Genomic DNA, 24190 nt, shown 5'->3' with positions numbered 1-24190 from the left:
TCAAGTTAATGCTCCTTCTGCCCATGGTGATGCCTGTGGTTGAGTTTCCCTTTACCGCCGTCGTCGGCCAGGCATCGCTTAAAAAAGCGTTGCTTCTGAACGTGATCAACCCGCGCATTGGCGGGGTGCTGATTAGCGGCCCGCGCGGCAGCGCAAAGTCGACCCTCGCCCGCGCGCTGGCCGCGCTGCTACCCGAGTCTGAAAAGGGCGGCAAGTCGCCGTTTGTCACGCTGCCGCTGGGTGCCAGTGAAGACCGCCTGACCGGCAGCCTGGACCTGCAAAAGGTATTGAGCGAGCGCGAAGCCACCTTTCACGAAGGGCTGTTGGCCAAAGCCCATGGCGGCGTTTTGTACGTCGATGAAGTCAATCTGCTCGCCGACACGTTGGTTGACCTGCTGCTGGATGTGGCCGCAAGTGGGGTTAATATCGTTGAGCGCGACGGTATCAGTCACTCCCACGCGGCACGTTTTAGCCTGATTGGCACCATGAATCCGGATGAAGGCGAGCTGCGCCCGCAGTTGCTCGACCGCTTTGGACTCTGCCTGGAACAGCCAGCCTCCATCCGTATCGAAGAACGCATCGCCATCGTGCAGCAGCGCGATGCTTTTGACCGTGACCCCGAGCGCTTTATCGCCGACTACGCTGATGAGCAGTCAGCCCTGCGTGAACGTATCGAGCAGGCGCGCCGCACGCTTGCTGCCGTTACCGCACCTGACTGGGTTTACGCGCACATCGCCAAGCGCTGTGAAGAGGCAGGCGTTGAAGGCCTGCGTGCCGATGTTACCTGGCACCGCGCCGCCCAGGCCCATGCCGCCTGGCGGGGAAGCGATACGATCACCCAGGACGATGTCGATACCGTTGAGCCTTGGGTACTGGCCCATCGGCGTACGCGTGAAGCACCAACGCCGCCGTCTTCTCCACCGCCTTCGTCCACGCCAAATGAAAAGCCTTCTGGCGGTCAGTCGTCTGCTAATGGCTCAGGCGAGCAAGGGCAGTGGGGCGCCATGCCGCCCGTGGCGCAGAATATGCGGGATAGCCAGCCGCTTGATCTCCCTGCGCTACGCTTGGCTCCTTCTTCCCACCGGCCTGTGGCTAAGCAGCCGCTATCTCTGGGCGGTAGGCGCAAGGGCGATGAAGCGGGCCAAGGGCGAACCAGGGCTGCGCTGACCTCGCGGCCAGACTGGTTTGCTACGCTGATCGCCAATCGCGGCCAATGGCCCTGGCGGCAGTTGCGTTATCAAAAAGCGCGCACCGGGCAGCCGGTGCTGCATTTGGTACTGCTGGACACCTCCGGCTCAACGTTGGGTAAGCGCTTGTTGGGCCAAGCCAAGGGCTGGGTCGATAGCCTGACTCGCCAGGCGTACAACGCTCGCGAGCAGATGGCCGTATTGGGCTTTGGCAACGATGCGGTGACAGCGTTATTCACCCGCCAACGCGCCCCCAAAAGCCTGGAAGCGACGCTGAACAGTGCCGATGGCGGGGGCGGTACGCCGCTGCGTAAAGTGGTAGAGGAGGCAGGAACGTTGATTCGCCAGTGGCAGCGCCGTGAGCCTGGCCTGCATATACGCACTTACTTGATCACCGACGGACGCACCCGTGAATCCGTTGCAGACCTGCCAAAACTGGGAGACTGCGTGGTGATGGATACCGAATACTCATTTGTAAAACGTGGCCAGGCCGCGCGCCTTGCCCAGCAGCTGGGCGCCCACTATTGGGCCATGCCCACCCAGGAGTTAGCATGAGCGATAGCAACCACCAAAACCGAATGCAGCGCAAAAAAGAGGTGGTCGATGAGCGCATCAGCCGCGCTATTGATGAACGCGGGGTGCTAATCCTGCTCAAAGGCAACGGCAAGGGTAAAAGCAGCTCGGCGCTCGGTACATTGGCGCGCTCGCTGGGGCACGGTCAGAAAGGCGCGGTCATTCAGTTCATTAAAGGGCGGCGTGAAACCGGCGAATACCTGTTCTTTCGTGACCACCCAAGGCTTGACTGGCACATCATGGGCCAGGGCTTTACCTGGGAAACCCAAGACCGCGAGCGCGATATCCAAGCCGCTGAAGCTGCCTGGGAAATCGCCAAGGGCCTGTTGGAAGACCCGGCCTACAACATCATCGTGCTGGACGAAATGAGCTACATGTTCAAGTACGGCTATCTGGACCCGGTGCCGGTGGTAGAGGCACTCAAACGCCGCCCAGCGCATCAGAATGTGATTATTACCGGGCGCACCATGGCCCAGCCACTTCAGGAAATTGCCGACACCATCAGCACCGTGCAGGATGAGCGCCACGCGTTTCGCGGCGGCGTCAAAGCTCAGGCGGGGATCGAGTACTGATGAGTACATCTTCTGCCAGCTGCCCCGCGCTGTTTATCTCGGCACCCGCCTCAGGCCAAGGTAAAACCACGGTAACCGCGGGGCTTGCGCGGCTGCTGCGCAACCAAGGAAAAGTCGTCCGAGTATTTAAAACCGGCCCGGACTACCTGGACCCGCAAATTCTTGCCCAGGCCTCCGGCCAGCCGGTGGACCAGCTCGATTTATGGATGGCAGGTGAAGCCTACTGCCGCCAACGCTTTTATGAAGCCGCTGTTGAAGCCGATTTGATTCTGGTGGAAGGCGCCATGGGCCTGTTTGACGGCGATCCTTCCAGCGCCGATTTAGCCGCGCTGTTTGGCATTCCCATGGCCATCGTGATGGATGTTAAAGGCATGGCCCAAACTGCCGCTGCATTGGTAACAGGGCTGGCTGGCTTTCGTGACGATATCCATTTTGCCGGGCTGATTGCCAATAACTGCGGCTCACAGCGCCACCGTGAGCTGATTGAAGACGCGCTGCCGGAAGCCATACCGTTTCTGGCTGCTGTACCACGTGACCCTGAATTGGCACTTCCCGAGCGTCATCTGGGCCTGGTGCAGGCAGAAGAGATCCGCGACGATCTGGAAATTCGCTTTGAAGCCGCCGCGCAGGCGTTGGAAGCCGCAGGGCTGCTGGACGCGCTCGCCACGCTTTCGCCGGTCAGCTTTAGTGCTTCTACTGAGGCGCTTCCTGCTGTGCCGCAAGCACTGGCTGGGCAGACGGTAGGCGTAGCCCGCGATGCGGCGTTCAGCTTTATCTATCAGGCCAACCTGGACCTGCTGGCGCAGATGGGCGCGCAGGTGCGCTTTTTCTCGCCGCTGAGCGATACTGAACTGCCCGAGTGCGATGCCCTTTGGTTACCCGGCGGCTACCCGGAGCTTCATGCGCAGTCGCTTGCGGCGAACACCGCCATGCGCGATGCCATTAAAGGTTTCTTCAGCGCGGGCAAACCCATTCTCGCCGAGTGTGGTGGCATGCTGTATAGCCTGGAAACGCTAACTGACTATGCTGAGAACACTCACGCCATGCTCGGTTTACTGCCGGGGCACGGTGCCATGCGCGGGCGTCGCGGCTGTCAGGGCATGCAGACCGCTGAACTGCCTGAAGGGCCGGTTCGCGGCCATGCGCATCACCGCTCGATGGCCGAGCAAACGCCTGAGCCAATGGCTTACGGGCGCCGCCAGCGCCACCCGGCGCCGGGCGAGCCGATCTATCGTGCCGGGCGCCTAACCGCCACCTACTTACACCTGTTTTTCCCGAATAATCCTGCGGCGGTAGCGCATCTTTTTAGCCACGGTCCTGGCAACGATACAGTGCAGGCCACGGCCGCAAGCCCCCACATTAAGGAATCCTCGCATGCAGTTAAATAAAATTCCCGCCACGGTTGTAACTGGCTTTCTAGGTAGCGGCAAGACCACGTTGCTTGCCAATATTTTGCGTCAGATTACCGGTAAGCGGATTGCCGTGATCGTTAATGAGTTTGGCGAGCAGGATATCGACTCAAGTCTGCTGCGTAGCTGTGCGTTGGATTGTGAGGAAGGCGAGCAAGTTGACTCTGGTGAAGACGGCAGTATTTATGAGCTGGCTAATGGCTGTATCTGCTGCACGGTAGAAGAAGAGTTTTTGCCGGTGATGAAAAAGCTGATGGCGCGGCGTGATGATATCGACCATATCCTGATCGAAACCAGCGGTCTGGCCTTGCCCAAGCCGCTGGTACAGGCGTTTAACTGGCCGGAAGTCCGCCAGCACTGCACCGTAGATGCCATTATCACCGTGATCGACGGGCCTGCCGTAGCCGCTGGCCGGTTTGCCAACGACGAAGGAAAAGTGGCCGCTCAGCGTCTGGCCGATGACAGCTTGGATCACGACCCCAGCCTGCGCGAACTGCTGGATGACCAGCTAAGCGCGGCGGATTTAGTGCTGGTGAGTAAAACCGACTTGCTGAACGCTGACGAAAAAGCCCGCGTTGAAGCGCTGATACAGGCGCGGGTGCCCGCATCGGTCAAAACGCTGTTTATCGACCAAACGCTAGCGACTGACACGGCCCAGCTGGAAGCCCTGATGGGCATTGGCGCGGCCAGTGAAGAGCATATCGACAAGATTACCAATCATCACGACAAGCACCATGCCGAAGGCGCCCACCACGATCACGCCCACGATAACTTTGACTCCTGCGTGATTACGCTGGGCGAAGTCGATGGCGATGAGTTGGCGGCCAAGCTTCAACATCTACTGAAAACCCAAGAGATTTATCGCGCCAAGGGCTTTGCGGCGATCCCCGGTAAACCCATGCGCCGAGTTATTCAGGCCGTCGGCGAGCGCCTGGACGGCTATTTTGACCGGTTGTGGCGCCAGGATGAGCCGCGCCAGACTCAGCTAGTGATTATCGGTAAAACGCTGAACAGGGATGAAATTCATAAGGCGCTGGCCAGCGCTGAGAAATCGGTAAGCGCCTAATGCATCTTTTCGCCGCCAAACCGGGAGGCTTTGTTGATGATGAAGGCATCATCGACCTGCAGCAAAGCCCTGCCGAGGTTGTGATTATGTCCGCCGCTGACAGTAACTTGTCGGCGTTGGCCCAGGCGGTTGATCGCTTGGGCGATGACTACCCCTCGGTGCGGCTGGCGAACTGGATGAACCTGGTGAAACCGGCGGCGTTTGATCTTTACGAAGACCGCGTGCTGGAAAAAGCCCGCTTGGTAGTGGTGTCACTGCTGGGTGGAAAGGGCTATTGGCAGTACGGCTACGAGCGGCTTCTGGCCTGGGCAACTGCCAAGCCTGGGCGCCAACTGATTCTGGTGCCCGGCTGCGATGCCCCGGACGATGCCCTGCTGGAAGACTCCAGCATTGCCTTTAACGATGCCTACCGCGTATGGCGCTACTTGCGCGAAGGCGGCGTGGACAACGCCGAGCAGCTGCTGCGCTTTATCGGAAGCGAATGCCTGGCGCATGAGTACTTGGCACATGAGTATTCGTGGCAAGAGCCTAAAGTGATCCCGGCTGCGGTTATTTACGCGCCTCAAGCCAACGGCCAGCAGGCGGTCAGCCTAAGCGAGTGGCGCGCGCAGCGTATTGCAGAGCGCCCGGTGTGCCTGCTGCTGTTTTATCGCAGCCACTTGCAAGGCGCGAATACCGCCGTGCTCGACGGCATGATCGACGCGCTAAAAGCCGAAGGACTTGAGCCGTTAGCCGTCGCGGTGGCGTCTTTAAAAGAAGGCCCCTGCATCGCGTATGCCAATCACCTCATTGAGCAAACCGGCGCTATGCTGGTGGTCAATACCACCAGCTTTTCGGTAAACCGCACCGCCGATGACGCCAATGCAGCAGATGAGATGAGCGGCAATCTTCATGAAAGCCTTTTTGTCGGGCGGCCGGTGGTGCTTCAAGCGATACTCGCCAGCAGTACAGCGGATGACTGGCAGGGAATGGCCGCCGGGCTGCATAGCCGCGATGTTGCTATGCAGGTAGTGCTACCCGAAATGGATGGGCGGATTATCACCCGCGCCGTTGGGTTTAAAGCCGAAGCGCACTATAACGCCCGCGCCCAGCTCTCTGTTACGCACCATACGCTGCACCCGGAGCGTGCCGCCTTTGTGGCCAAGCTGGCCCGGCGGTTTTGCGCGCTGCGCCAAACGCCCAATGCCCAAAAGCGCGTCGCGCTGATTATGGCCAACTACCCCAACCGCGATGGGCGTATCGGTAACGGAGTAGGGTTGGATACGCCGGCCTCTACGCTGCAAATTTTAAATGCCCTGAAGGGTGCCGGTTATCCGCTAAGCCAATTGCCGGAAAGCGGCGATGCGCTGATTCGCCTGCTCCAGGGCGCCGTTACTAACGATCATGACAGCCTGGATCAGCGCGCCTGCTGGCAAAGTATCAGCGTTGAGGATTATCTGGCCTGGTTTCAAACCCTGCCCGCTACGCTTCAAAAAACGATAGGCACCCGCTGGGGCGCGCCGCAAGACGACCCCAAATGCCGCCAGGGGCGGCTGATGATTTCGGGTATCCGCTTGGGCGAAACCTTCGTGGGCATCCAGCCCGAGCGCGACTTTATTGAAGACCTGACCCAGTCCTATCACGATATGGAGCTGGCACCGCCACATAGCTATCTGGCGTTTTACCTCTGGCTGCGCGAGCACTATCAGGTCGAGGCGGTTATTCATGTGGGCAAGCACGGTAATCTTGAGTGGCTGCCGGGCAAAAGCACCGCGCTAAGCGCCGAATGCTGGCCGGATATTGCGCTCGGGCCGATGCCGCATTTCTACCCGTTTATCGTCAACGACCCCGGCGAAGGCGCCCAGGCCAAGCGCAGAAGCCAGGCGGTAATTATCGACCACCTGATGCCGCCGCTGGCGCGCGCCGAACTTTACGGCCCCATGGCCGAGCTTGAAGCGCTTACCGATGAGTATTACCAGGCGCTGGACATGGACCCGCGTCGCGAAGCGCTGATTCGCGAGCAAATATTGGCCCACCTGCGGGCAACTGGCATTGATCAAGAACTTGCCCACGCGGTGAACAGCAGCTGTGACAGCGAAATTCTCAACGAGCTGGACACGTTTTTGTGCGATATCAAGGAAGCCCAGATTCGCCACGGACTACATATACTGGGCACGCTTCCGCCCGAGGAAAAACGTGCAGCCACGCTGGTAGCCCTGTTAAGGCTGCCGCGTGGTGAAGCGGTGGCAAGCCGTGGTTTGCTGCACAATCTGGCCGCTGACCTGGCGCTGGGTGAGGACTTCGACCCGCTGGCGGCGGGCAGCGAGCCTTGGCTTGGCCCCAAACCTGCCGTGCTGGCAGGCAAATTAACCGCTGCCTGGCGAACCGGCGCCGATACCCGCGAGCGGCTGGAACTGCTCGGTGAAGAGCTGGTAGCCGACTATGTGTTGACCCAAGGTAATCTTGCCGCACTTGCTCAAGCATATCCCGCCACGGCCGAGCAGCTTCTATTTGCCCGCGAGCAGCTGTGGGCCGCCATGCAGCAGGGCGTAAAGATGGAGATTGGCTCGCTGCTGGATGGGCTTGAGGGGATTTTCGTGCCCGCCGGGCCGAGCGGTGCGCCGAGCCGAGGGCGGTTGGATACGCTGCCTACCGGGCGCAACTTTTTCAGCGTGGATAACCGCTCGATCCCATCGCCTGCCGCCTGGCGGCTTGGCGAAAAATCCGCCCAGGCGTTTGTCGAACGCTACTTGCAGGATCACGGTGACTACCCGCGCCGCTTGGGGCTCTCCATCTGGGGGACCGCGACCATGCGCACTGGCGGCGACGACATCGCCCAGGCGTTTGCGCTGATGGGTGTGCGGCCCAAATGGTCATTGGGTTCTCAGCGGGTGATTGATTTTGAAGTAATCCCTTCAATGCTGCTTAACCGCCCACGGGTAGATGTCACGCTGCGCGTATCGGGGTTCTTTCGCGATGCCTTTCCCAATGTAATTCGCCTGTTTGATGCCGCCGTGCAAGCGGTTGCCAACTATGCAGAACCAGGCGATAGCAATACCATTCGCGCCGCTGTGCTTGAACGCCAGCAAACTCTTGAAGCCCAAGGGCTAAGTTCCGAAATGGCTGCCCAGGAAGCGAGCTACCGTATTTTTGGCAGCAAGCCCGGCGAGTATGGCGCAGGCCTAAACCGGCTGATTGAAAACCGTAGCTGGAGCAATGCCGATGACCTGGCCGAGGCCTACCTGGGCACCGGCGCCTACGCTTACGGGCAGTTTGCGGATTCCGGTACCGCCGCACGCGGCGCCTTTGAGAAGCAGATCAAAGGGCTGGACGCGGTGATGCAGAATCAGGATAACCGCGAGCACGATATTCTCGACTCCAACAGCTACTACGCCTTTCAGGGCGGCATGGCCAACGCCACCCGCGCGCTTGCCGGCCAGGCGCCGGAGATCTATCACGCCGACCACGCCAACCCCGCCGTACCCAAAATTCGCACTCTCAAAGAGGAGCTTGCCCGGGTCATTCGCTCGCGCGTGTTGAACCCAAAATGGATCAACGCCATGCGCGAACACGGCTACAAGGGCGCGTTTGAGATGGCCGCCACGGTCGACTACCTGTTTGCTTACGACGCCACCACGGATTTGGTGGCGGATTACCAGTACGCCCAGGTGAGCGAAGCGCTGGTGCTGGATGAGGCTAATCAGCAGTTTTTACGCGACCACAACCCGGCAGCGCTTGAAGAGATGGCCGAGCGGCTATTGGAAGCCGCCCAGCGCGGCATGTGGCAGGAACCCGGCGAGCACGGCGAAGCGCTGCAAGACCTGCTGCTGGAAATGGACGAAGCCAGGGAAACTGTCAGCCTATGAGCACCGGTCCGCTGATTAAAGGCTGGTGCCCCAGCGCTTGGCGGCCGATGGAAACCGGCGACGGCTGGCTTGTACGCGTGCGCCCACCGCTCGGCCAGCTTTCCAAAGCGCAGGTGCTCGCGCTGTGCGATGCAGCGGAAACCTTCGGCAATGGGCTAGTTGAGTTAACCAGCCGCGCCAATATTCAGCTGCGTGGCGTCTCAGAAACCACATGGCCGCCGCTAATGGAATTTTTGGTCGCACACGAATTGGTCAGCGCGGACCCCGCCACTGAGCAACAGCCTCAGTACCTGCTGGCGCCCAGCTGGCAGGCGGGCGATGACACGCATCAACTTGCCTGCTTGTTACAGCTGCGAGGCAGTGAACTGGCCGCGATGCCCAGCAAAGTCGGTATTGCGATTGATGCAGGTGAATTAGCGGTATTGGGAGACACCGCCGCTGATTTTCGAGTTGAGCGCTCAATCGACGGCGGGCTGATAGTGCGCGCCGAAGGCCATGCCTGCGGTACACCGGTGGGCACTATTGAGGCGGCCGTTGATCATTTAATACGCCTGACGCACTGGTTTGTAGAAAGCGGCGGAAATGACGCCGGGCGGATGCAGCGGCATAAAGTGCCGCTTCCCGCGTGGTCACCTGCTAAAATGCGCCCCGCAAGCGCTTGTGTAAGTGCGGGTGAAATGCCAGGCGCGGCGTTGGCGCTTGGCGAGTATCAAGCGGGCATGGTTTACGGACTGCCGTTTGGCCGCGCAGCCGCTGCTGCATTGCGGGCATCCGTAACGCCTGCGGCGGTGAGCCATGTGCGGGTAACGCCGTGGCGACGTTTATGGGTCCAAGGCGCAAGCGGGCCGGTTGAAGGGTTGATCAGTGATAACCAGGATACGCGCTTATTGATGGATGCCTGCCCCGGCGCGCCTTACTGCGCTCAGGCAAGCGTTGCTACCCAGCCGCTGGCTAAACGGTTAGCGCCCGACGTTAAAAGACACAGCGTTCATATATCCGGCTGCGCCAAGGGGTGCGCCCGCCGTTCATCGGCCGATGTGTGCCTGGTCGGTCAGGCAGGCCGATTTAATCTTATTGTTAAGGGCGATGCACAGAGCACGCCCGTTAAGACAGGCCTCACCGAGACTGAGGTCGTCGAATATTTGGAGAGTTTGGGTGCCCTATAAGTATGAAACAAGCGGCCCGGCGATTTACCGGGAATCCTTCGCGATTATCCGCAGCGAGGCCGACCTTGCGCGCTTTTCTGCCGAGGAAGAGACCGTTGCCGTGCGCATGATTCACGCCGCCGGGCTTGTCGAGTTGGCCGCGCATATTCACTTTCAAAATGACGCGGTCAATAAAGCGCGTTCAGCACTCGAACGCGGCGCGCCGATTCTTTGTGATGCACGCATGGTTTCTGAAGGCATCACCCGCAAGCGGCTGCCAGCCAATAACGAGATTATTTGCACCCTGAACGATGAGCGCACGCCACACCTCGCGCAGGAAATGGCTAACACCCGTTCGGCCGCAGCACTTGAACTATGGCGCCCGCATCTGGAAGGCGCCGTGGTGGCCATTGGCAACGCACCCACCGCACTGTTTCATCTTTTGAACATGCTGGAAGACCCAAACTGCCCACGCCCAGCGGCGGTAATCGGCTGCCCGGTAGGCTTTGTAGGCGCCGCCGAATCCAAGGAAGCGCTGTGGGCAACACCTGAAATTCCCAGCTGCATCGTACGTGGCCGCCTGGGCGGCAGTGCGGTAACGGTCGCGGCCATTAACGCCATGGTGGATCGCGTCGAATGACTCAGGCATCCACACAGGGCACGGTTTATGGCGTTGGCCTGGGGCCGGGCAGTCAGGACTTGATGAGCGTTCGCGCCGACCGGCTGATTCGTGGCGCCACACATATCGCCTATTTTCGTAAAAAAGGTCGCAAGGGCCATGCGCGTAGCATTGTTGAAGGGCTGTTAGCTCCCGGCACCATCGAGCTTCCCATGGAGTACCCGGTCACCACGGAGATCCCCTTCGACGACCCGCAGTACAACGCGCTGCTATCAGAGTTTTACTCGCAATGCGTGGCCCAACTGATCGAGATAGCCAACGCCGGTTACAACGTGGTGGTGCTCTGCGAAGGCGACCCGTTCTTCTACGGCTCGTTTATGCACCTGTATACGCGCCTGCTCAACCAAGTGCCGGTGTCGGTAGTGCCGGGGATTACCGGTATGTCCGCCGCCTGGACGGCGACCGGGCAGCCGATTACCTGGGGCGACGATATTCTCACCGTGCTGATGGGCACACTGTCGGAAGAAACGCTCACCAAACATATCGCCGATACCGACGCGCTGGTGGTCATGAAGATTGGGCGCAACTTGAACAAGCTGCGCCGAGCGCTTAAACAGGCGGGTCGGGAAGACCAGGCGTGGTTGATTGAGTACGCTGCCATGGAGCAACAGCGCGTGCTGCCGTTGGTAGACGTTGGTGAGAGCGTGCCTTACTTCTCGATTGTGCTGATTCACGGCAACGGGAGGCGGCCATGAGTGGCTGGCTTAAAATTGTCGGGCTGGGCCCTGGTGCGGAAGCGATGATTACCCCCGAAGTGTCCGCCGCGCTGTTGGATGCCACCGACGTTGTCGGCTATGTGCCTTACGTTAACCGCGTAGCACCGAGGGAAGGGCTTACGCGCCACGGCTCGGATAACCGCGAAGAGATTCGCCGGGCCGAGCAGGCTTTACAGCTGGCGCTTGAAGGCCACCGAGTTGTGGTGGTTTCCTCTGGCGACCCCGGCGTCTTCGCCATGGCCTCGGCGGTGTTTGAAGCGCTGGAAGCGGGCGATGCTGCATGGCGCGCATTGGATATTCAGGTGCTGCCAGGTATTTCTGCGATGCTGGCGGCCAGCGCCCGTGCAGGTGCGCCGCTGGGGCATGACTTCTGCTGCATCAATTTATCCGACAACTTGAAGCCCTGGGCGTTGATCGAAAAGCGCCTGCGTTTGGCCGTTGAAGCCGATTTTGCGATGGCGTTTTATAACCCGCGCTCAAAATCGCGCCCGGTAGGGTTTGAGCGCACCCTGGACGTACTGCGCGAGGCGTGTGAGCCTGAACGGTTAATCATCTTCGCCCGCGCGGTTTCAACGCCGGAAGAATCAATCCGCGTAACGACCTTAAAAGACGCCACACCGGAAATGGCGGATATGCGCACGCTGGTGATTGTTGGCTCCCGGCAAACCCGGCTGATCGAGCGAGACGGCGAGCCGTTGGTTTATACCCCGCGCTCAGCGCTTTGAAAAAGTGGGCTTTGGCTAAAGCGGCTGCGTTCGTTGCCTTTTCAGGCAAACCCTGGAGTGTTTAGTGAAGCCAGGCCAGCACCTGATCAACGCTATGTACTTCATGGCGAGCGGGCAGCGCCGGGCGATCAATCATGATGACCGGCAAGCCGAGCGCCCGGGCGGCGTCAAGTTTGGAAACAGCACCTTCGCCGCCAGCGTTTTTGCACACGATGCGCTCGATACGCTGAGTTTTAAGTAGCGCTAAATCGCCCTCCAGGGTAAACGGGCCTCTATCCACCGTGGTGGTGAAGTGGGCAAGCGGCAGCGGGGCGGTTGGCTGGTCGACCAAACGCAGCACATAGTGGTGTTGGGGCTGCGCGGCAAACGCGGCCAGGTGCATGCGGCCAATGGCGAGCAGCACGCGCTGGGGCGGGCCTTCCAGGGCGCTCACCGCCTCTTCGACACTTGCCACGTGTTGCCAGTTATCGTGAGTGGTGGGCACCCAGGCGGGGCGGGTCAGGGCAATTGCCGGTACACCGCTTTGCTGGGCGGCGGCTAACACGTTACGGCTCATCTGTGTGGCAAACGGGTGGGTTGCATCAATAATATGGGTGATGCGCTGTTGGGTGATAAAGGCCGCCAAACCGTCGGCGCCGCCGAAACCGCCCACGCGGGTGGGCAGCGGTTGCGCTTTAGGCGTTTTAACCCGGCCCGCATAGCTGAACATGGCTGGAATGCCGCGCTGGCTAACGGCGCTGGCCAGTGCACTGGCCTCGCTCGTACCCCCAAGAATCAGGACGTTTATCATGGCTGAGGTTAACAAGGCTCCGTGGCTCACACTGTTAGGTTGGGGGGAGAGTGGCACAGCGGGCCTGACAGCGGCAAGCCGCGAGCAGCTTGAGCGTGCCGAAATCGTGTTTGGTGCGCATCGCCATTTGCGCCTTCTTCCCCCGTTAAATGCGGATATTCGTGAGTGGCCGGTGCCGTTTCTTGATGGCATCCCCGCACTTCTCAACGAGCGTAGCCGCCGCGTAGTCATGCTGGTTTCCGGCGACCCGTTCTGGTTCGGGGCGGGCACTAGCGTGGCGCGCCATCTGGAAGCCAGTGAATGGATCGCCGTGCCATCGCCTTCGACCTTTAGCCTAGCGGCGGCCCGGTTGGTCTGGCCGCTGGAGCGCTGCACCTGCCTGGGCCTGCACGCCAAACCGCTTACCCGCATTCGACCTTACCTGCAAAGCGGCCAGCGCTTGCTGGTGCTGTTGCGCGATGGCGCCGCCGTGGTTGAATTGGCCGCGCTGGTGAAAACATTCGGCTTTGGGGATTCCCGGCTCAACGTGATGGAAGCTCTGGGCGGTGAAGATGAGCGCATCCGCACGCTGCGCATGGATGACACGCTACCCGAGGATATCGCCCATCCGGTGGCGGTCGGCATCGAAGTCGCGGGCAACGGCCCCGCAATTCCCTTAACGCCGGGCCTGGCCGATAGCTTTTTTGAGCACGACGGGCAGATCACCAAGCAGGCCGTGCGTAGCTTAACGCTTTCGGCACTTTCCCCCAGGTTTGGGGAGCGGTTGTGGGATATCGGCACCGGCTCTGGCTCTATCGCCATTGAGTGGCTGCTGGCCCACCCGGATAATCAGGCCATCGGCTTCGAGCAGTACCCGGAGCGCGCCGCCCGGGCGCGGCGAAATGCAGAAAACCTCGGCGTTGACTGGCTGGAGATAAACGAAGGCCGCGCAACGGAGGTGCTTGAGAAGGCGCCGCTGCCCGATGCGGTGTTTATCGGCGGCGGGCTTTCCCTGGCGCTGCTGGACGCTTTATGGCAGGTGTTGCCCAACGGCACGCGGGTAGTAGCCAACGCGGTCACGCTGGAATCCGAAGCATTGCTGGCGCACTGGCAGCAACAGGTGGGGGGCGAACTGCTACGCCTGGAACTGGCCCACGCCGCCCCCATGGGCACGCGCCGAGGCTGGAAAGCCAGCTACCCGATTGTGCAGTGGCGCGGCGTTCGATGATGAAGCAAACAGTGGCCAGGCAGGCGCTTAAAGTCGCAGGGTTCGGCTTTCGCCAGCAGGCAACGCTTGAATCACTGGAACAGGCGCTGGATCAATTGATTGCCGAGTACGGCCCTATCGACCAGTTGGCGGCAGCGCACAGTATGCTGCCACTGGTTGAAGCGCTGGGCAGCGCCCGCCACATCCCGGTAGTAGGCGTAGCGGACGAAGCGCTGGCAAGCGTTACCACGCTGACCCACTCCGCCTACAGCCTGCGCGAAAAAGGCACCGGCAGCGTGGCCGAAGCCGTGGCGCTGCTGGGCGCAGGCAGCGGGGCGCGGCTTTTAGGCCCGCGCACGGTTTCAAACGATAGAAAGGCCACGGCCGCGGTGGCAACCACAGCGGCGCAAGGAGTTAGGTTATGACGGTTCATTTTATTGGCGCAGGCCCCGGCGCGCCGGATCTTTTGACGCTGCGCGGGCGCGATTTAATCGCCGCCTGCCCGGTGTGCCTGTATGCGGGTTCACTGGTGCCCGAGCAAATTCTCGAGCACTGCCCAGAAGGCGCGCGCATCATCAACACCGCGCCGCTGTCACTTGATGACATTATGCAGGAAATCCAGACCGCCCACGCCGCAGGCCAGGATATCGCCCGGCTGCACTCCGGCGATTTATCAGTGTGGTCCGCCATGGGCGAACAGCTGCGCCGCCTGCGCGAGCTTGATATTCCCTACAGCGTTACCCCCGGCGTGCCTTCCTTTGCGGCGGCGGCGGCAACGCTCGGCCAGGAACTAACGCTACCCGGCGTAGCGCAATCCGTGGTGCTGACTCGCACCTCGGGCCGGGCAAGCGCTATGCCGGAAAACGAGACGCTTGCCAACTTCGCCCGCACCGGGGCAACGCTTGCCATTCATCTCTCCATTCACAACCTGGCACAGGTAGTGGAAAACCTGACGCCCCATTACGGCGAAGAGTGCCCGGTAGCGATTGTATGGCGAGCCAGCTGGCCGGATGAGCACGTGGTGCGCGGGCGCTTATCGACGGTGGAATCCCTAATCGACAACACACTCCAGCGCACCGCGCTGATTCTGGTAGGGCCGGTACTCGAATCCCATGACTTTCAGGAAAGCAGCCTGTACGCGGTAGGTTACGACCGCCGCTTTCGCCCGCAGTCCGCCGATTCGCCGTTTGCCAGCAGCGATGAAGAGGGCAGCGTATGATCACGCTCTCGCTGATCGGCATTGGCACCGGCAACGTCGACCACGTAACACTCGCGGCGGTGCGCGCCTTGAACGAGGCGGAGGTGATTCTGCTGCCGCGCAAGGGCGAGGCGAAATCGGACCTTATCGACCTGCGCCGCGTACTGTGTGAACAGTTGCTTAATGACACGGCCAGTACCCGCATCGTCGAGTTCGATTTACCCACCCGCGACGGCGAACGCCAGTACCTAAGCGCAGTAGACGAGTGGCACAACGCCATTGCTAGCGTGTGGGCTGAGTTGATGGATAAACATCTGCCCAGCGGCGGGCGCGTCGGCATGCTGGTATGGGGCGACCCCTCGCTTTACGACAGCAGCCTGCGCATCGCCAAGCGCCTGATGGATAGCGGCCGCGCTGTTGAGGTCAACGTCGTACCCGGCATCACCAGCCTGCAAGTGCTTACCGCCGAGCATAAAATCCCCCTGAACGCGCTAGCTGAACCCATCCAAATCACCACCGGCCGCCGCCTGCGCGAACGCGGCTGGCCAAACGATGCCGCCACCGTTGCCGTGATGCTCGACAGCGGCGGGGCGTTTACCACGCTGCCACAAGCCGACACCTATATCTGGTGGGGTGCCTACTTGGGCATGGATAAACAGTGCTTAATTGAAGGACGCCTGAACGAGGTGAGCGAAGAGATCATCGAGCGCCGCGCTGCACTGCGTGAAGCCCACGGCTGGATTATGGATATCTACCTGTTAGCTAAACAGCCTCTCATATAGCGCCGGTATAAAGTTGGAATGTTTTTCCATAAAATGGCTCTATACACTCAACACGTGATTACCAGGAGAGCGATATGAGCTTTTACGTTTATTTATCTGGCGAGATCCACACCGACTGGCGCGAGGAAATCCAGCGCGGCGCAGAAGCCGCAGGCCTGGATATCGTGTTTACCGCCCCAGTTACCGACCACGACGCCAGTGACGCCGCCGGCGACCACCTGGGCGAGCAGAACAACCAATTCTGGCGCGACCACCAGTCCTCCAAGGTCAACGCCATTCGCACCCGCACGCTGATCGAGCAAAGCGATCTGGTTGTAGTGCGCTTCGGCGACAAGTACAAGCAGTGGAACGCCGCGTTTGATGCGGGTTACTGCTCAGCACTCGCCAAGCCCTACATCACTTTGCACAGTGAAGATACCGTTCATCCACTGAAAGAAGTGGATGCCGGTGCACAAGCCTGGTGCACCACTACCGATCAGGTCGTTGAAACCCTCAAGTACGTTCTCAAAGTGTAAGCCAGACCCAGGAATACCCTGCAGGCCTTCACGGCCTGCAGCCTCCGCTATCCCCAAACCAGCCACCACCGCCCCCGTAGGAGCACGCTTCAGCGCGCGGCTTAGCACCCTTTAGCGCGGATTAACAAGACCCGCAGAGGGCAGTGATCACGGCCTCTCCTCTTCAATACTTCCGATAGTGCCTTACATGCTACTCGCATTCTTTATGTCTTTAATCATTGATAAAATTAGCTTATGACCCATGACCCATGACCCATGACCCATGACCCATTCTGGACCGTGTCATTAAACTTACGCGTGACCTAAGGTGAATTTGTGAATAAAATATGATCGAATAGGAAGCGAGGCGGCACGCAAATTTTTGATATACGGTTGATTGATCAAAAAATACTAAAACTGAATTTTTTTATAGAAGACTGAATGAAAATAATTACTTACCACTATTTTCATAATATATTGTTTGGCGTGTTGTGTAGTTGATATTAAATATAAAATAGCATGTGCCACTGATGTGTTCAGATATTTTAATATTTTGTATTTGGTAATAATATAAAAAAGTGATTAGGGGTTTATATTGAATACTGCATTATTGAAAGGGAATGGTGGAACTGCTATTTCTCATTCTAAGGAGTCATTAAGTCTAGCTTATATGCAAGCGATACTTGCTGCAACAGGGCTAAATCATAATGAGCCTAAAATCGATAATGATGGAGTTGATATAACAATCAGAGGAAAAGGGTTTAAGGGTGTTTTTAAAGAACCAAAAATAGAAGTGCAACTAAAATGCACAGCTAAGTCTGATTGCATTGACTTGAAAAATAACGAGCTTGTTTTTCAGCTTGAAAAGAAAAACTATAATTACTTAATTGGCCCTTCTCCACTCCCTCTAATTTTGGTGGTACATTTTGCTCCTCCTGGCTTTGATGAATGGTTGATTGAAAAAGGCGAGGGTACAACTATAAAATACGCATCCTACTGGTATAGTCTATATGGTGAAGAGCCTATCGATAATGGCTCGCGCATTATCAGGATACCTTTGAAACAGCGTTTTGACTGTCAGGCTTTAATTAAAATGATGGAGCTGACGAGCAAAGCACAAATGATTTACAATTTAGAAGAGGGGGTGGTATGAATACTAATGAAATTATCCTTTCTTCATTAAAAGGATACCTTGCTTCATGTGGCGCGGAAGAAAAGACGACTATTCCTGATCGTTTTAGCGTTTGGTATGATAGGGCTCATTCATTAGAAGTAATACTACCTGCTGAAGAGCTTGTAAATCATAGTCAGTCCGATGAGATGCTAACTGAAGCTATTTTTAATTTATCAAAAGCATATGGTTTTAGTTTTGATATTTTTAGAAAAAAACTTCTTCATGATGATAGTGATATATTGCAAGTTCGTTCTTCGGGAAAGAATGTAAATCATGGAAGTATTAATTTCAGTGAGGGGTTGAGCGCGCTAAATGGACTGTATGAGATAATTAAGGCTTCTGCAAATGCAGCTATAAATGTAAAGGGAAAGAAAAAGGCAGTTCATCATTACCTATCAGGTGTAAATATGTTAGCGCCTAAGGCAGGGTCATTTATATATACAGTTGAATTGCAACTTCTTGATACGGAAGAAGGAAACAATGCTAGCAATGCGTTTAAGCAAGAAGTATCTTTAAGTCGTTATGTGAACTCAAACCTAGCAATTGTATTAGCTCGAATTTCAGAAAAAATTAATTTAAATGAGCATAAGTCTCCGGCTAAATTGTTGAGCTTTGGTGTTAATAGCTCATTTTGTAATAATTTCCTAAATCTTTTTTCTAAAAGTGCTGACCAGCTTGAGTTTGTTTTTGATTGGTCATTTAGAGAGGAGGTCTATGAAAATGTTCCAAGTAAAGTCATCTTTAATGCTAATGATAGAGAGAAAATAGAACAATACAAGAATCTACTGAAGAAGAGTCACGTTAAAAAATATAAAGATTTACCTGCGTATATTGAAAAGTATAGTTGGCCTATAGAAGATGAGTGCGGACGAGTTTATTTAAGGTTATTAATCAATGATAGAAGTTATTCATGTTATATAGAAGTCGACTCTAAATTATACGAGACTTTAAAAGCTGAACATGCTAAGAAGCAAATAGCAGTTACCTGCGAGTTATTGATCACGTCGGGAGTGAAAACGGCTGTTGATATTTTTAAGATGCATAGTATTAAGTTGAGTGAAAATTTCGAAATAGATTTCAGCTTGTAAAAGTGAAGGGATTGGCTATCAAGACGTGATTATTTCATTGGCTACATTGTTTTAAGTTAATATAATATTGGATTATAAAATGGTGATAAAAGTGTATTTGAATTAACATAATATCTAATTTGATATTGCATCCAGTGATATATGTGCTGGAATTTCAATAAATATGTTATAGGGTCTTGTCACTTGAAATACATTTTACCAAAAAAAGTAGCTGGGTATAGCCCGGAAGTTATGGTTATATTAAACGAAATTGATGATGACGTTTTGTTTTGTGATAATTATAACTTAATGCATCCTTACGATGTTTACTGTTCTGTTTTTGAAGACGCAGTGGAAAGTGGTATAAGATTGACAAGAGATGTAATTGAAGTGCATAAGAGAAGGGTGAATGGAGTTTCAGATAGTGAATTAGATTTATCGATTAAAAATGGGATATTTCATTTTCTTTTTTCGATGGCAAATTTTTTGGATGGTTGCCAGTCGATCATAAAATCGTTGTTTGAAAACACAAAATCTAAAGAATTCACTAAATTAAGCCGAGAGTTTACGAATTCAATCAAGGAATATAATGACTACTTAAGAAAATCCGTTAACTATATAAAACATAGGCATAGAGTAGTTCGAACGGTTTATGGTGCTTGGGATAACAACTTGATAGTTGGATACTACATTGAAGGGGTGGTTGCGAGTGGTGTATTGGGACCTGATCCAGATATACATAATGAATCGAATTGTGCAATTTCACTAAATAGAGATATTCCGTATCATTTATGCAATCTTTTTGCAGTGTCGGCTGCACTCGCATCTTTAGTAAAGCGAAAATTAAAAAACAGGAATTCAGATGTGATTATAAATAACAAACAAGATGATAGAGTTCTAAAATTTATTGATTATGTATCATGCTTGCCGCGGACATTCTTTCCTGATGAGTTAAAAATGAAGTGGCCTGAGGTCTGTTTAAACGCTAAAAATAGATCAGCAAAATTACTCTATCCTAGCGACAGAAAGCCCGAAAACATGAAAGTTCATAATATGGAGATATCACTATCTTCTACAATCAGATCCAGAAGTAGAACCCTTAAGCTTCCTTACTTTGGTCAAGAAAATCACTATCTAAATGCTAACAAATCATTGCAGCTGAAAAAACGCTAAATGCAGCGTTGAGGTTGTAGAAAAATTCCATACGCGGCTAGATTTTAGTAAGATTAATAAAGCAGACGAGACGCGATCAGCCTGCCCCGCTTCAAACTCTATAACCACCATCATAACGCCGTAATAGTGACCAACTACTAAGATCAGCTCCAATCCGGTACCTTTGAGCACGCGGTGTATTACTTGATTGAGCAAAAGTTAGACCTATTCGTTTTCCATACCAAGTACCGCAAAGGCGCGAAAGATTGTTTAGCCTATGACCCAGGTATTCTTTTAAAAACTATTCTGTTTGCTTACTAAAAGGCATCACGGTCAGCCGTGACATTCAGTACTACTACAAGACCAATACCATTTTCAAAGCCCAGCCATTACTCTATACACCCAGCTTACCCAAGGCGCTCCATCGATCTTATGACGAGAAAAACATTAGGCTTGAAGGTAAAAAGGCAGCAAGAAGCCAAGCCCGCCGACGAAGTAGACGATCAATTCCCGAATGACCCCGAAAAACGCTTTCTAAACGGCGTCGCTATTCATCCTTCCCCCCGCATTCATCTAGAGCCTGGTTCCAGCCAGCGCAGCGTGCGGGCGATGGATTTGGTCACGCCCATCGGGATGGGCCAACGTGGGCTGATCGTAGCACCGCCAGGTTCTGGCAAGACGACGCTGTTGAAACATATCTGCCAAGCCGTGGCCGAGGCGCACCCGGATATCAAGCTGTATGCCTTGCTGATCGATGAGCGCCCGGAAGAGGTAACGGACTTCAAGCGCAGCGTGACGGCAGAGGTACATGCGTCGTCGTCAGACGAAAGCTACGCACACCATGTGCGGTTGGCCGATCAGCTCCTTGAGACAGCGCGTAGGCAAGCGGGCGAGGGACATGATGTGATGATCGTGATTGATTCTCTGACGAGGCTCTCGCGCGTTCACAACGCCGAGCAGCGGGGCAATAGCCGCACCATGTCCGGCGGGCTGGATGCCCGAGCGATGGAAATACCCCGAAAGCTGTTTGGCGCCGCGAGAAAGATCGAAAACGGCGGGTCGCTCACGATTCTGGCCACCGTGCTGGTGGATACGGGAAGCCGAATGGATCAGGTAATTTTCGAGGAGTTCAAGGGCACGGGCAATATGGAGATCGTGCTGTCACGCGACGTGGCCAATCAACGCATCTTCCCAGCAATCGATATCGCCAAAAGTAGTACCCGCCGTGAAGAGCTTTTGATTGATGCCAAGGATATCGAAAAAGTACGCACACTGCGTCGCGCGTTGACCCAGCTCAAACCAATCGAGGGGGCGCAGAAGCTGTTTGAGTTATTAGGGAAATATCCAACTAATGCTGAGCTATTGGACGCGTTCTCACCAGACTCAGTCTAGTCGTTAGGAAGACCTTTAACGGCCACACTGCTTATCCGTAGTTTGGTAAAACTGGCCTTAATTGCAAACGCCTATAGTAGTGAAGCTCACCTTTTATTCGTTAAGAGGTGAGCTTCTTTGGTAAGGTTTAACGATTACTTTTTCTTAAAGTTCAGGTTTGAAGCGGGCACTACTTTTCGAACTGGAAAGCCTGCAATTTCTCTGCGCTCAATGATACTGTTTAATCGTCTTTCAATGGCGCAAAGATTTTTAAAGTCGCCCAAGGCGACAAACGAGATGGCTTCACCCGAGGCACCCGCACGGCCAGTTCGGCCAATACGGTGAATGTACTCTTCTGGCTGAAAGGGTAGATCGTAATTCACCACACGGCTTAGCTCGCCAATATCCAACCCCCGTGCGGCAACCCCCGTGGCGACCAGGTACTTTAGCTCGCCAGATTTGAACTGCGCCAAAATCTTTTCGCGCATGGCCTGGCTTCTGTCGCCATGAATGGAATCCGCTTTGATGCCACGTTTTGCGAGTTGATCAACCAGCTTGGCCGCGCCGTGTTTTTTCTCGATAAAAATAAGCGCTTGATCCCACGCTTGCTCGTTAATCAGGTGGCTCAGCAGGGCGGACTTGGTGTCTTTGTCTACGGTGATTAGCCATTGTTTGATATTAGCAGCGGCGCGAATGTTGGGAGAAATGGATATTTCAGACGCCAGGTCGGTCATCTTGCTGTCTGAAAAACCGTAGGCGAGGGCGCGAACGTCGCCATTCATGGTGGCCGAAAACAGCAGGTTCTGACGGTTTTCAGGCAGGCGTTCTATGATTTTGTTGATATCGTCGACAAAACCCATGTCGACCATTCTGTCCGCTTCGTCCAACACCATGGCGTTGAGTTCATCAAAGTGCAGCGCACGCTGATGCACTAAATCCAGCAATCTGCCCGGTGTGGCGACGAGGATATCAATCCCTTCTATTAAACGCTGTTTTTGAGATTCGCTATCCACACCGCCATACACCGCCATAGACGTTAAGCGCAGATGTTTAGCGTATTGAGCCACACTGGCTTCAACCTGAACCGCTAGCTCACGGGTTGGTACGAGAATCAGCGCACGGATGCGTTTGCCGCGTAGCGTTCCCGCTGTAGTGAATCTTTCCAGCAGAGGCAGAACGAAGGCAGCGGTTTTGCCTGTTCCGGTTTGTGCAGTGGCGATTAAATCGTTACCCGAAAGAATGGCAGGAATCGCCTGTTCTTGAATGGGCGTTGGGGTTTTGTAACCTAGTTCGGTAATCGCTTGAACAAGAGGACTGGATAAGCCTAGTTTTGCAAATGACATAGAGGGCTCTGACGGGATGTCGTAAGGGATATCGAAATCAAAATATGCCGCAGTATAACGCAGTGCTTGTAGTAGCGCTGATTTACCGTGTTGCGTGAACTTTGCACATGCCTTGCTGCTCCGCATCCAAATTCCGAATAGGGCAGGCTGACCCGCAACGCCGTACGCCATTATGAGATAATCGAGTCAGAGAATTGATTAAGCAATCGATGAAGAGGAGTACATGAGCTGGTTTATATTGTTTGTAGCGGGCCTTCTAGAGATCGGCTGGGCCATCGGGCTGAAATATTCGGTGGGCTTTACAAAACTCTGGCCGACCGCCTGGACGGTACTTTCGCTAGTGACGAGTTTTCTACTGCTGGGCCTGGCGCTGAAAACCCTGCCCGTGGGTACCGCTTACGCGATATGGGTAGGGATTGGCGCAGTGGGGACGGCCATTTTAGGCATCGTGCTGTTTGGCGAATCTTTGGGCGTACTCAAACTAATGAGTTTAACGCTGATTGTTGCGGGGCTTGTCGGGCTTAAACTCGCCCACGCCTGATATCCATGGAAGCCGCAAGTGGCTGCCCGTTCATTAAGTGCACTGGGGCGCGCTACCCGAAAGGCCACCGGAGGTACGTTGTCGAAAGCACGTTGTCGAAATCTGCTCTGTTAATGCCACCGTTATTGTTCATGACGCTTGATCATGTTCATCACCGGCAGCCCGCTCCTCCGCCTGATCCAACAGCACTGGGCCGCTACCCACCTCCGCCAACTCATCATTTGGGTTATAAAGCGGGCAACTCGTCATGCTTAAACAGCCGCAGCCAATACAGCCGCTCAGGTTATTGCGCAGCGTTTGCAGGTAGGCAATGCGGCCATCCAGCATGCGCTGCCAATTCCGGGATAGCTGCTGCCAGTCTTCTACCGTGGGCGTGCGGTTATTGGGCAGTGACTCGAAAGCTTTTTTGATCTCGTCCAGGCTGACGCCCACTTTTTGCGCGGCTTTGATCACTGAAATGCGTCGTAGCACCTCCGGTTTATAGCGGCGTTGGTTGCCCGCATTGCGCGAGCTTTGAATTAGCCCTTGCTGTTCGTAAAAGTGCAGGGCGCTGATATTAATGCCGCAGCGCTTGGCGACTTTGCCGACACTCCAGTTTGCCTCCGCCATTCTCGCTCCTGTTTTTCTTCTGGTTCAAAAAAAGCTTTACCTCAACTTGGGTTGAGGTTTTAACCTTTTATCTGAACCCACGCAAGGAGAACAATATGTACCTGGAACACGTGAATCTGGTCGTTGCTGATATGAAGGCCATGCTGGAGTTTTACCGCGCTGCCTTCCCACACTGGCGTATACGCGATGAGGGGCAGGGTGAGTGGTACGGCAAGCCGCGTAAATGGGTGCACTTTGGTGATGACAGACATTACCTGGCGTTAAGCGACCATGGCGAAGGGCAGAACCGAGCGCTGGAAGGCCATAGTGTGGGCCTAGCGCACTTTGCCTACGTGACCGATAACCTGGATGCCGTAGTGGCTCGATTAAATAACGCGGGCTTTTCCGTTGCCAAACCGGGTGCCACCGAGCCGTTTCGTAAAAACGTTTACTTCGTTGACCCCGCGGGGTTTGAGGTGGAGTTCGTTGAGTATCTGAGCGATATCCCGGCAGAGCGTAATTTAAATCGCGATGCGCAGTAACCAGCAATGTAGAAAGAATCAGAGCAACGGAAGGGGGGTAATGCA

The 24190-nt window shown here is 55.3% G+C and carries 23 protein-coding genes; 20 read left to right on the top strand and 3 right to left on the bottom strand.

The features are described from left to right. Positions 1-29 precede the first annotated feature (29 nt). From ACT3RU_RS08390 to cobJ, 9 genes are read left to right on the top strand one after another with little or no spacing between them, the layout of a single operon-like run. Positions 30-1742: an AAA family ATPase gene (locus ACT3RU_RS08390; protein ID WP_225733830.1), complete on the top strand. Its 1713-nt coding sequence runs from the start codon at positions 30-32 to the stop codon at positions 1740-1742. Continuing rightward, complete coding sequence (gene cobO, locus ACT3RU_RS08385) at positions 1739-2332, top strand: cob(I)yrinic acid a,c-diamide adenosyltransferase (RefSeq protein WP_192527665.1); 594 nt, start codon at positions 1739-1741, stop codon at positions 2330-2332. The genes ACT3RU_RS08390 and cobO overlap by 4 nt, the downstream gene beginning before the upstream one ends. Then, complete coding sequence (locus ACT3RU_RS08380; RefSeq protein ID WP_192527664.1) at positions 2332-3720, top strand: cobyrinic acid a,c-diamide synthase CobB; 1389 nt, start codon at positions 2332-2334, stop codon at positions 3718-3720. The genes cobO and ACT3RU_RS08380 overlap by 1 nt, the downstream gene beginning before the upstream one ends. Next, positions 3707-4807 carry a cobalamin biosynthesis protein CobW gene (gene cobW, locus ACT3RU_RS08375; protein ID WP_483392656.1) on the top strand — a complete coding sequence of 367 codons (1101 nt, stop codon included), beginning with the start codon at positions 3707-3709 and terminating at the stop codon, positions 4805-4807. Before ACT3RU_RS08380 ends, cobW begins: the two co-directional genes overlap by 14 nt. Beyond that, positions 4807-8652, top strand: a complete 3846-nt coding sequence (gene cobN / locus ACT3RU_RS08370; protein ID WP_192527662.1) for a cobaltochelatase subunit CobN — start codon at positions 4807-4809, stop codon at positions 8650-8652. The genes cobW and cobN overlap by 1 nt, the downstream gene beginning before the upstream one ends. Next, positions 8649-9818, top strand: a complete 1170-nt coding sequence (locus ACT3RU_RS08365) for a ferredoxin-like domain-containing protein (protein ID WP_192527661.1) — start codon at positions 8649-8651, stop codon at positions 9816-9818. The genes cobN and ACT3RU_RS08365 overlap by 4 nt, the downstream gene beginning before the upstream one ends. Further along, positions 9808-10437 carry a precorrin-8X methylmutase gene (locus ACT3RU_RS08360; protein WP_483392655.1) on the top strand — a complete coding sequence of 210 codons (630 nt, stop codon included), beginning with the start codon at positions 9808-9810 and terminating at the stop codon, positions 10435-10437. Before ACT3RU_RS08365 ends, ACT3RU_RS08360 begins: the two co-directional genes overlap by 11 nt. Then, complete coding sequence (locus ACT3RU_RS08355; RefSeq protein WP_192527660.1) at positions 10434-11171, top strand: precorrin-2 C(20)-methyltransferase; 738 nt, start codon at positions 10434-10436, stop codon at positions 11169-11171. Before ACT3RU_RS08360 ends, ACT3RU_RS08355 begins: the two co-directional genes overlap by 4 nt. Next, a complete protein-coding gene (gene cobJ / locus ACT3RU_RS08350; RefSeq protein ID WP_192527659.1) occupies positions 11168-11917 on the top strand; it encodes a precorrin-3B C(17)-methyltransferase in 750 nt (249 codons plus the stop codon). Before ACT3RU_RS08355 ends, cobJ begins: the two co-directional genes overlap by 4 nt. Positions 11918-11978: 61 nt before the next feature. Here the strand turns inward: cobJ and ACT3RU_RS08345 are convergent, their stop codons facing one another. Then, on the bottom strand, positions 11979-12707 hold the full coding sequence (locus ACT3RU_RS08345) for a cobalt-precorrin-6A reductase (protein WP_192527658.1): 729 nt from the start codon (positions 12705-12707) through the stop codon (positions 11979-11981). On the opposite strand from ACT3RU_RS08345, the gene cbiE reads away from it, so the two are divergent. From cbiE to rho, 9 genes are all read left to right on the top strand, one after another. After that, positions 12706-13914 (top strand): precorrin-6y C5,15-methyltransferase (decarboxylating) subunit CbiE, encoded by a 1209-nt coding sequence (gene cbiE / locus ACT3RU_RS08340; RefSeq protein WP_483392654.1) that lies wholly within the window; start codon positions 12706-12708, stop codon positions 13912-13914. The genes ACT3RU_RS08345 and cbiE overlap by 2 nt on opposite strands. Beyond that, a complete protein-coding gene (locus ACT3RU_RS08335; protein ID WP_192527656.1) occupies positions 13911-14318 on the top strand; it encodes a cobalamin biosynthesis protein in 408 nt (135 codons plus the stop codon). The genes cbiE and ACT3RU_RS08335 overlap by 4 nt, the downstream gene beginning before the upstream one ends. Further along, a complete protein-coding gene (gene cobM / locus ACT3RU_RS08330; protein ID WP_192527655.1) occupies positions 14315-15112 on the top strand; it encodes a precorrin-4 C(11)-methyltransferase in 798 nt (265 codons plus the stop codon). Before ACT3RU_RS08335 ends, cobM begins: the two co-directional genes overlap by 4 nt. Then, positions 15109-15873: a precorrin-6A synthase (deacetylating) gene (gene cobF, locus ACT3RU_RS08325; protein WP_192527654.1), complete on the top strand. Its 765-nt coding sequence runs from the start codon at positions 15109-15111 to the stop codon at positions 15871-15873. The genes cobM and cobF overlap by 4 nt, the downstream gene beginning before the upstream one ends. Before the next feature lie 74 nt (positions 15874-15947). Beyond that, the gene (locus tag ACT3RU_RS08320) at positions 15948-16388 is read left to right on the top strand and encodes a YtoQ family protein (RefSeq protein WP_192527653.1); all 441 of its coding nucleotides are present in this window, start codon (positions 15948-15950) and stop codon (positions 16386-16388) included. 574 nt (positions 16389-16962) lie between these two features. Next, positions 16963-17520, top strand: a complete 558-nt coding sequence (locus ACT3RU_RS08315; protein ID WP_192527652.1) for a DUF4365 domain-containing protein — start codon at positions 16963-16965, stop codon at positions 17518-17520. Next, entirely contained in the window at positions 17517-18629 is a 1113-nt protein-coding gene (locus ACT3RU_RS08310; protein ID WP_192527651.1) for a hypothetical protein, read from the top strand. Before ACT3RU_RS08315 ends, ACT3RU_RS08310 begins: the two co-directional genes overlap by 4 nt. A gap of 183 nt (positions 18630-18812) precedes the next feature. After that, on the top strand, positions 18813-19781 hold the full coding sequence (locus tag ACT3RU_RS08305; protein WP_192527650.1) for a hypothetical protein: 969 nt from the start codon (positions 18813-18815) through the stop codon (positions 19779-19781). A 411-nt stretch (positions 19782-20192) separates the two neighbouring features. Further along, complete coding sequence (gene rho / locus ACT3RU_RS08300; RefSeq protein ID WP_192528099.1) at positions 20193-21152, top strand: transcription termination factor Rho; 960 nt, start codon at positions 20193-20195, stop codon at positions 21150-21152. 134 nt (positions 21153-21286) lie between these two features. Here the strand turns inward: rho and ACT3RU_RS08295 are convergent, their stop codons facing one another. Next, positions 21287-22474, bottom strand: a complete 1188-nt coding sequence (locus tag ACT3RU_RS08295) for a DEAD/DEAH box helicase (protein WP_192528098.1) — start codon at positions 22472-22474, stop codon at positions 21287-21289. A 223-nt stretch (positions 22475-22697) separates the two neighbouring features. Here ACT3RU_RS08295 and sugE point away from each other — a divergent pair, with 223 nt between their 5' ends. Continuing rightward, complete coding sequence (gene sugE, locus ACT3RU_RS08290) at positions 22698-23015, top strand: quaternary ammonium compound efflux SMR transporter SugE (protein WP_192528096.1); 318 nt, start codon at positions 22698-22700, stop codon at positions 23013-23015. Positions 23016-23144: 129 nt separating this feature from the next. Here the strand turns inward: sugE and soxR are convergent, their stop codons facing one another. Continuing rightward, positions 23145-23624 carry a redox-sensitive transcriptional activator SoxR gene (soxR, locus tag ACT3RU_RS08285; RefSeq protein ID WP_192528095.1) on the bottom strand — a complete coding sequence of 160 codons (480 nt, stop codon included), beginning with the start codon at positions 23622-23624 and terminating at the stop codon, positions 23145-23147. Between the two features lie 95 nt (positions 23625-23719). Between soxR and ACT3RU_RS08280 the strand changes: the two genes are divergently transcribed. Beyond that, entirely contained in the window at positions 23720-24145 is a 426-nt protein-coding gene (locus ACT3RU_RS08280) for a VOC family protein (protein WP_192528094.1), read from the top strand. Positions 24146-24190 lie beyond the last annotated feature (45 nt).

It is taken from the genome of Halomonas sp. TP35 (assembly GCF_052375975.1).
In the GTDB taxonomy this organism is placed as follows: domain Bacteria; phylum Pseudomonadota; class Gammaproteobacteria; order Pseudomonadales; family Halomonadaceae; genus Vreelandella; species Vreelandella citrativorans.
This window is presented reverse-complemented; position numbering and strand designations above follow the sequence as displayed.

What these genes read in the sequence shown, in the direction of transcription:
- ACT3RU_RS08390 (WP_225733830.1), top strand. Translation starts at nt 30, where the DNA reads ATGCCTGTGGTTGAGTTTCCCTTTACCGCCGTCGTCGGCCAGGCATCG.
- cobO (WP_192527665.1), top strand. Translation starts at nt 1,739, where the DNA reads ATGAGCGATAGCAACCACCAAAACCGAATGCAGCGCAAAAAAGAGGTG.
- ACT3RU_RS08380 (WP_192527664.1), top strand. Translation starts at nt 2,332, where the DNA reads ATGAGTACATCTTCTGCCAGCTGCCCCGCGCTGTTTATCTCGGCACCC.
- cobW (WP_483392656.1), top strand. Translation starts at nt 3,707, where the DNA reads ATGCAGTTAAATAAAATTCCCGCCACGGTTGTAACTGGCTTTCTAGGT.
- cobN (WP_192527662.1), top strand. Translation starts at nt 4,807, where the DNA reads ATGCATCTTTTCGCCGCCAAACCGGGAGGCTTTGTTGATGATGAAGGC.
- ACT3RU_RS08365 (WP_192527661.1), top strand. Translation starts at nt 8,649, where the DNA reads ATGAGCACCGGTCCGCTGATTAAAGGCTGGTGCCCCAGCGCTTGGCGG.
- ACT3RU_RS08355 (WP_192527660.1), top strand. Translation starts at nt 10,434, where the DNA reads ATGACTCAGGCATCCACACAGGGCACGGTTTATGGCGTTGGCCTGGGG.
- cobJ (WP_192527659.1), top strand. Translation starts at nt 11,168, where the DNA reads ATGAGTGGCTGGCTTAAAATTGTCGGGCTGGGCCCTGGTGCGGAAGCG.
- cbiE (WP_483392654.1), top strand. Translation starts at nt 12,706, where the DNA reads ATGGCTGAGGTTAACAAGGCTCCGTGGCTCACACTGTTAGGTTGGGGG.
- ACT3RU_RS08345 (WP_192527658.1), bottom strand. Translation starts at nt 12,707, where the DNA reads ATGATAAACGTCCTGATTCTTGGGGGTACGAGCGAGGCCAGTGCACTG.
- ACT3RU_RS08335 (WP_192527656.1), top strand. Translation starts at nt 13,911, where the DNA reads ATGATGAAGCAAACAGTGGCCAGGCAGGCGCTTAAAGTCGCAGGGTTC.
- cobM (WP_192527655.1), top strand. Translation starts at nt 14,315, where the DNA reads ATGACGGTTCATTTTATTGGCGCAGGCCCCGGCGCGCCGGATCTTTTG.
- cobF (WP_192527654.1), top strand. Translation starts at nt 15,109, where the DNA reads ATGATCACGCTCTCGCTGATCGGCATTGGCACCGGCAACGTCGACCAC.
- ACT3RU_RS08320 (WP_192527653.1), top strand. Translation starts at nt 15,948, where the DNA reads ATGAGCTTTTACGTTTATTTATCTGGCGAGATCCACACCGACTGGCGC.
- ACT3RU_RS08310 (WP_192527651.1), top strand. Translation starts at nt 17,517, where the DNA reads ATGAATACTAATGAAATTATCCTTTCTTCATTAAAAGGATACCTTGCT.
- rho (WP_192528099.1), top strand. Translation starts at nt 20,193, where the DNA reads ATGACGAGAAAAACATTAGGCTTGAAGGTAAAAAGGCAGCAAGAAGCC.
- ACT3RU_RS08295 (WP_192528098.1), bottom strand. Translation starts at nt 22,474, where the DNA reads ATGTCATTTGCAAAACTAGGCTTATCCAGTCCTCTTGTTCAAGCGATT.
- sugE (WP_192528096.1), top strand. Translation starts at nt 22,698, where the DNA reads ATGAGCTGGTTTATATTGTTTGTAGCGGGCCTTCTAGAGATCGGCTGG.
- soxR (WP_192528095.1), bottom strand. Translation starts at nt 23,624, where the DNA reads ATGGCGGAGGCAAACTGGAGTGTCGGCAAAGTCGCCAAGCGCTGCGGC.
- ACT3RU_RS08280 (WP_192528094.1), top strand. Translation starts at nt 23,720, where the DNA reads ATGTACCTGGAACACGTGAATCTGGTCGTTGCTGATATGAAGGCCATG.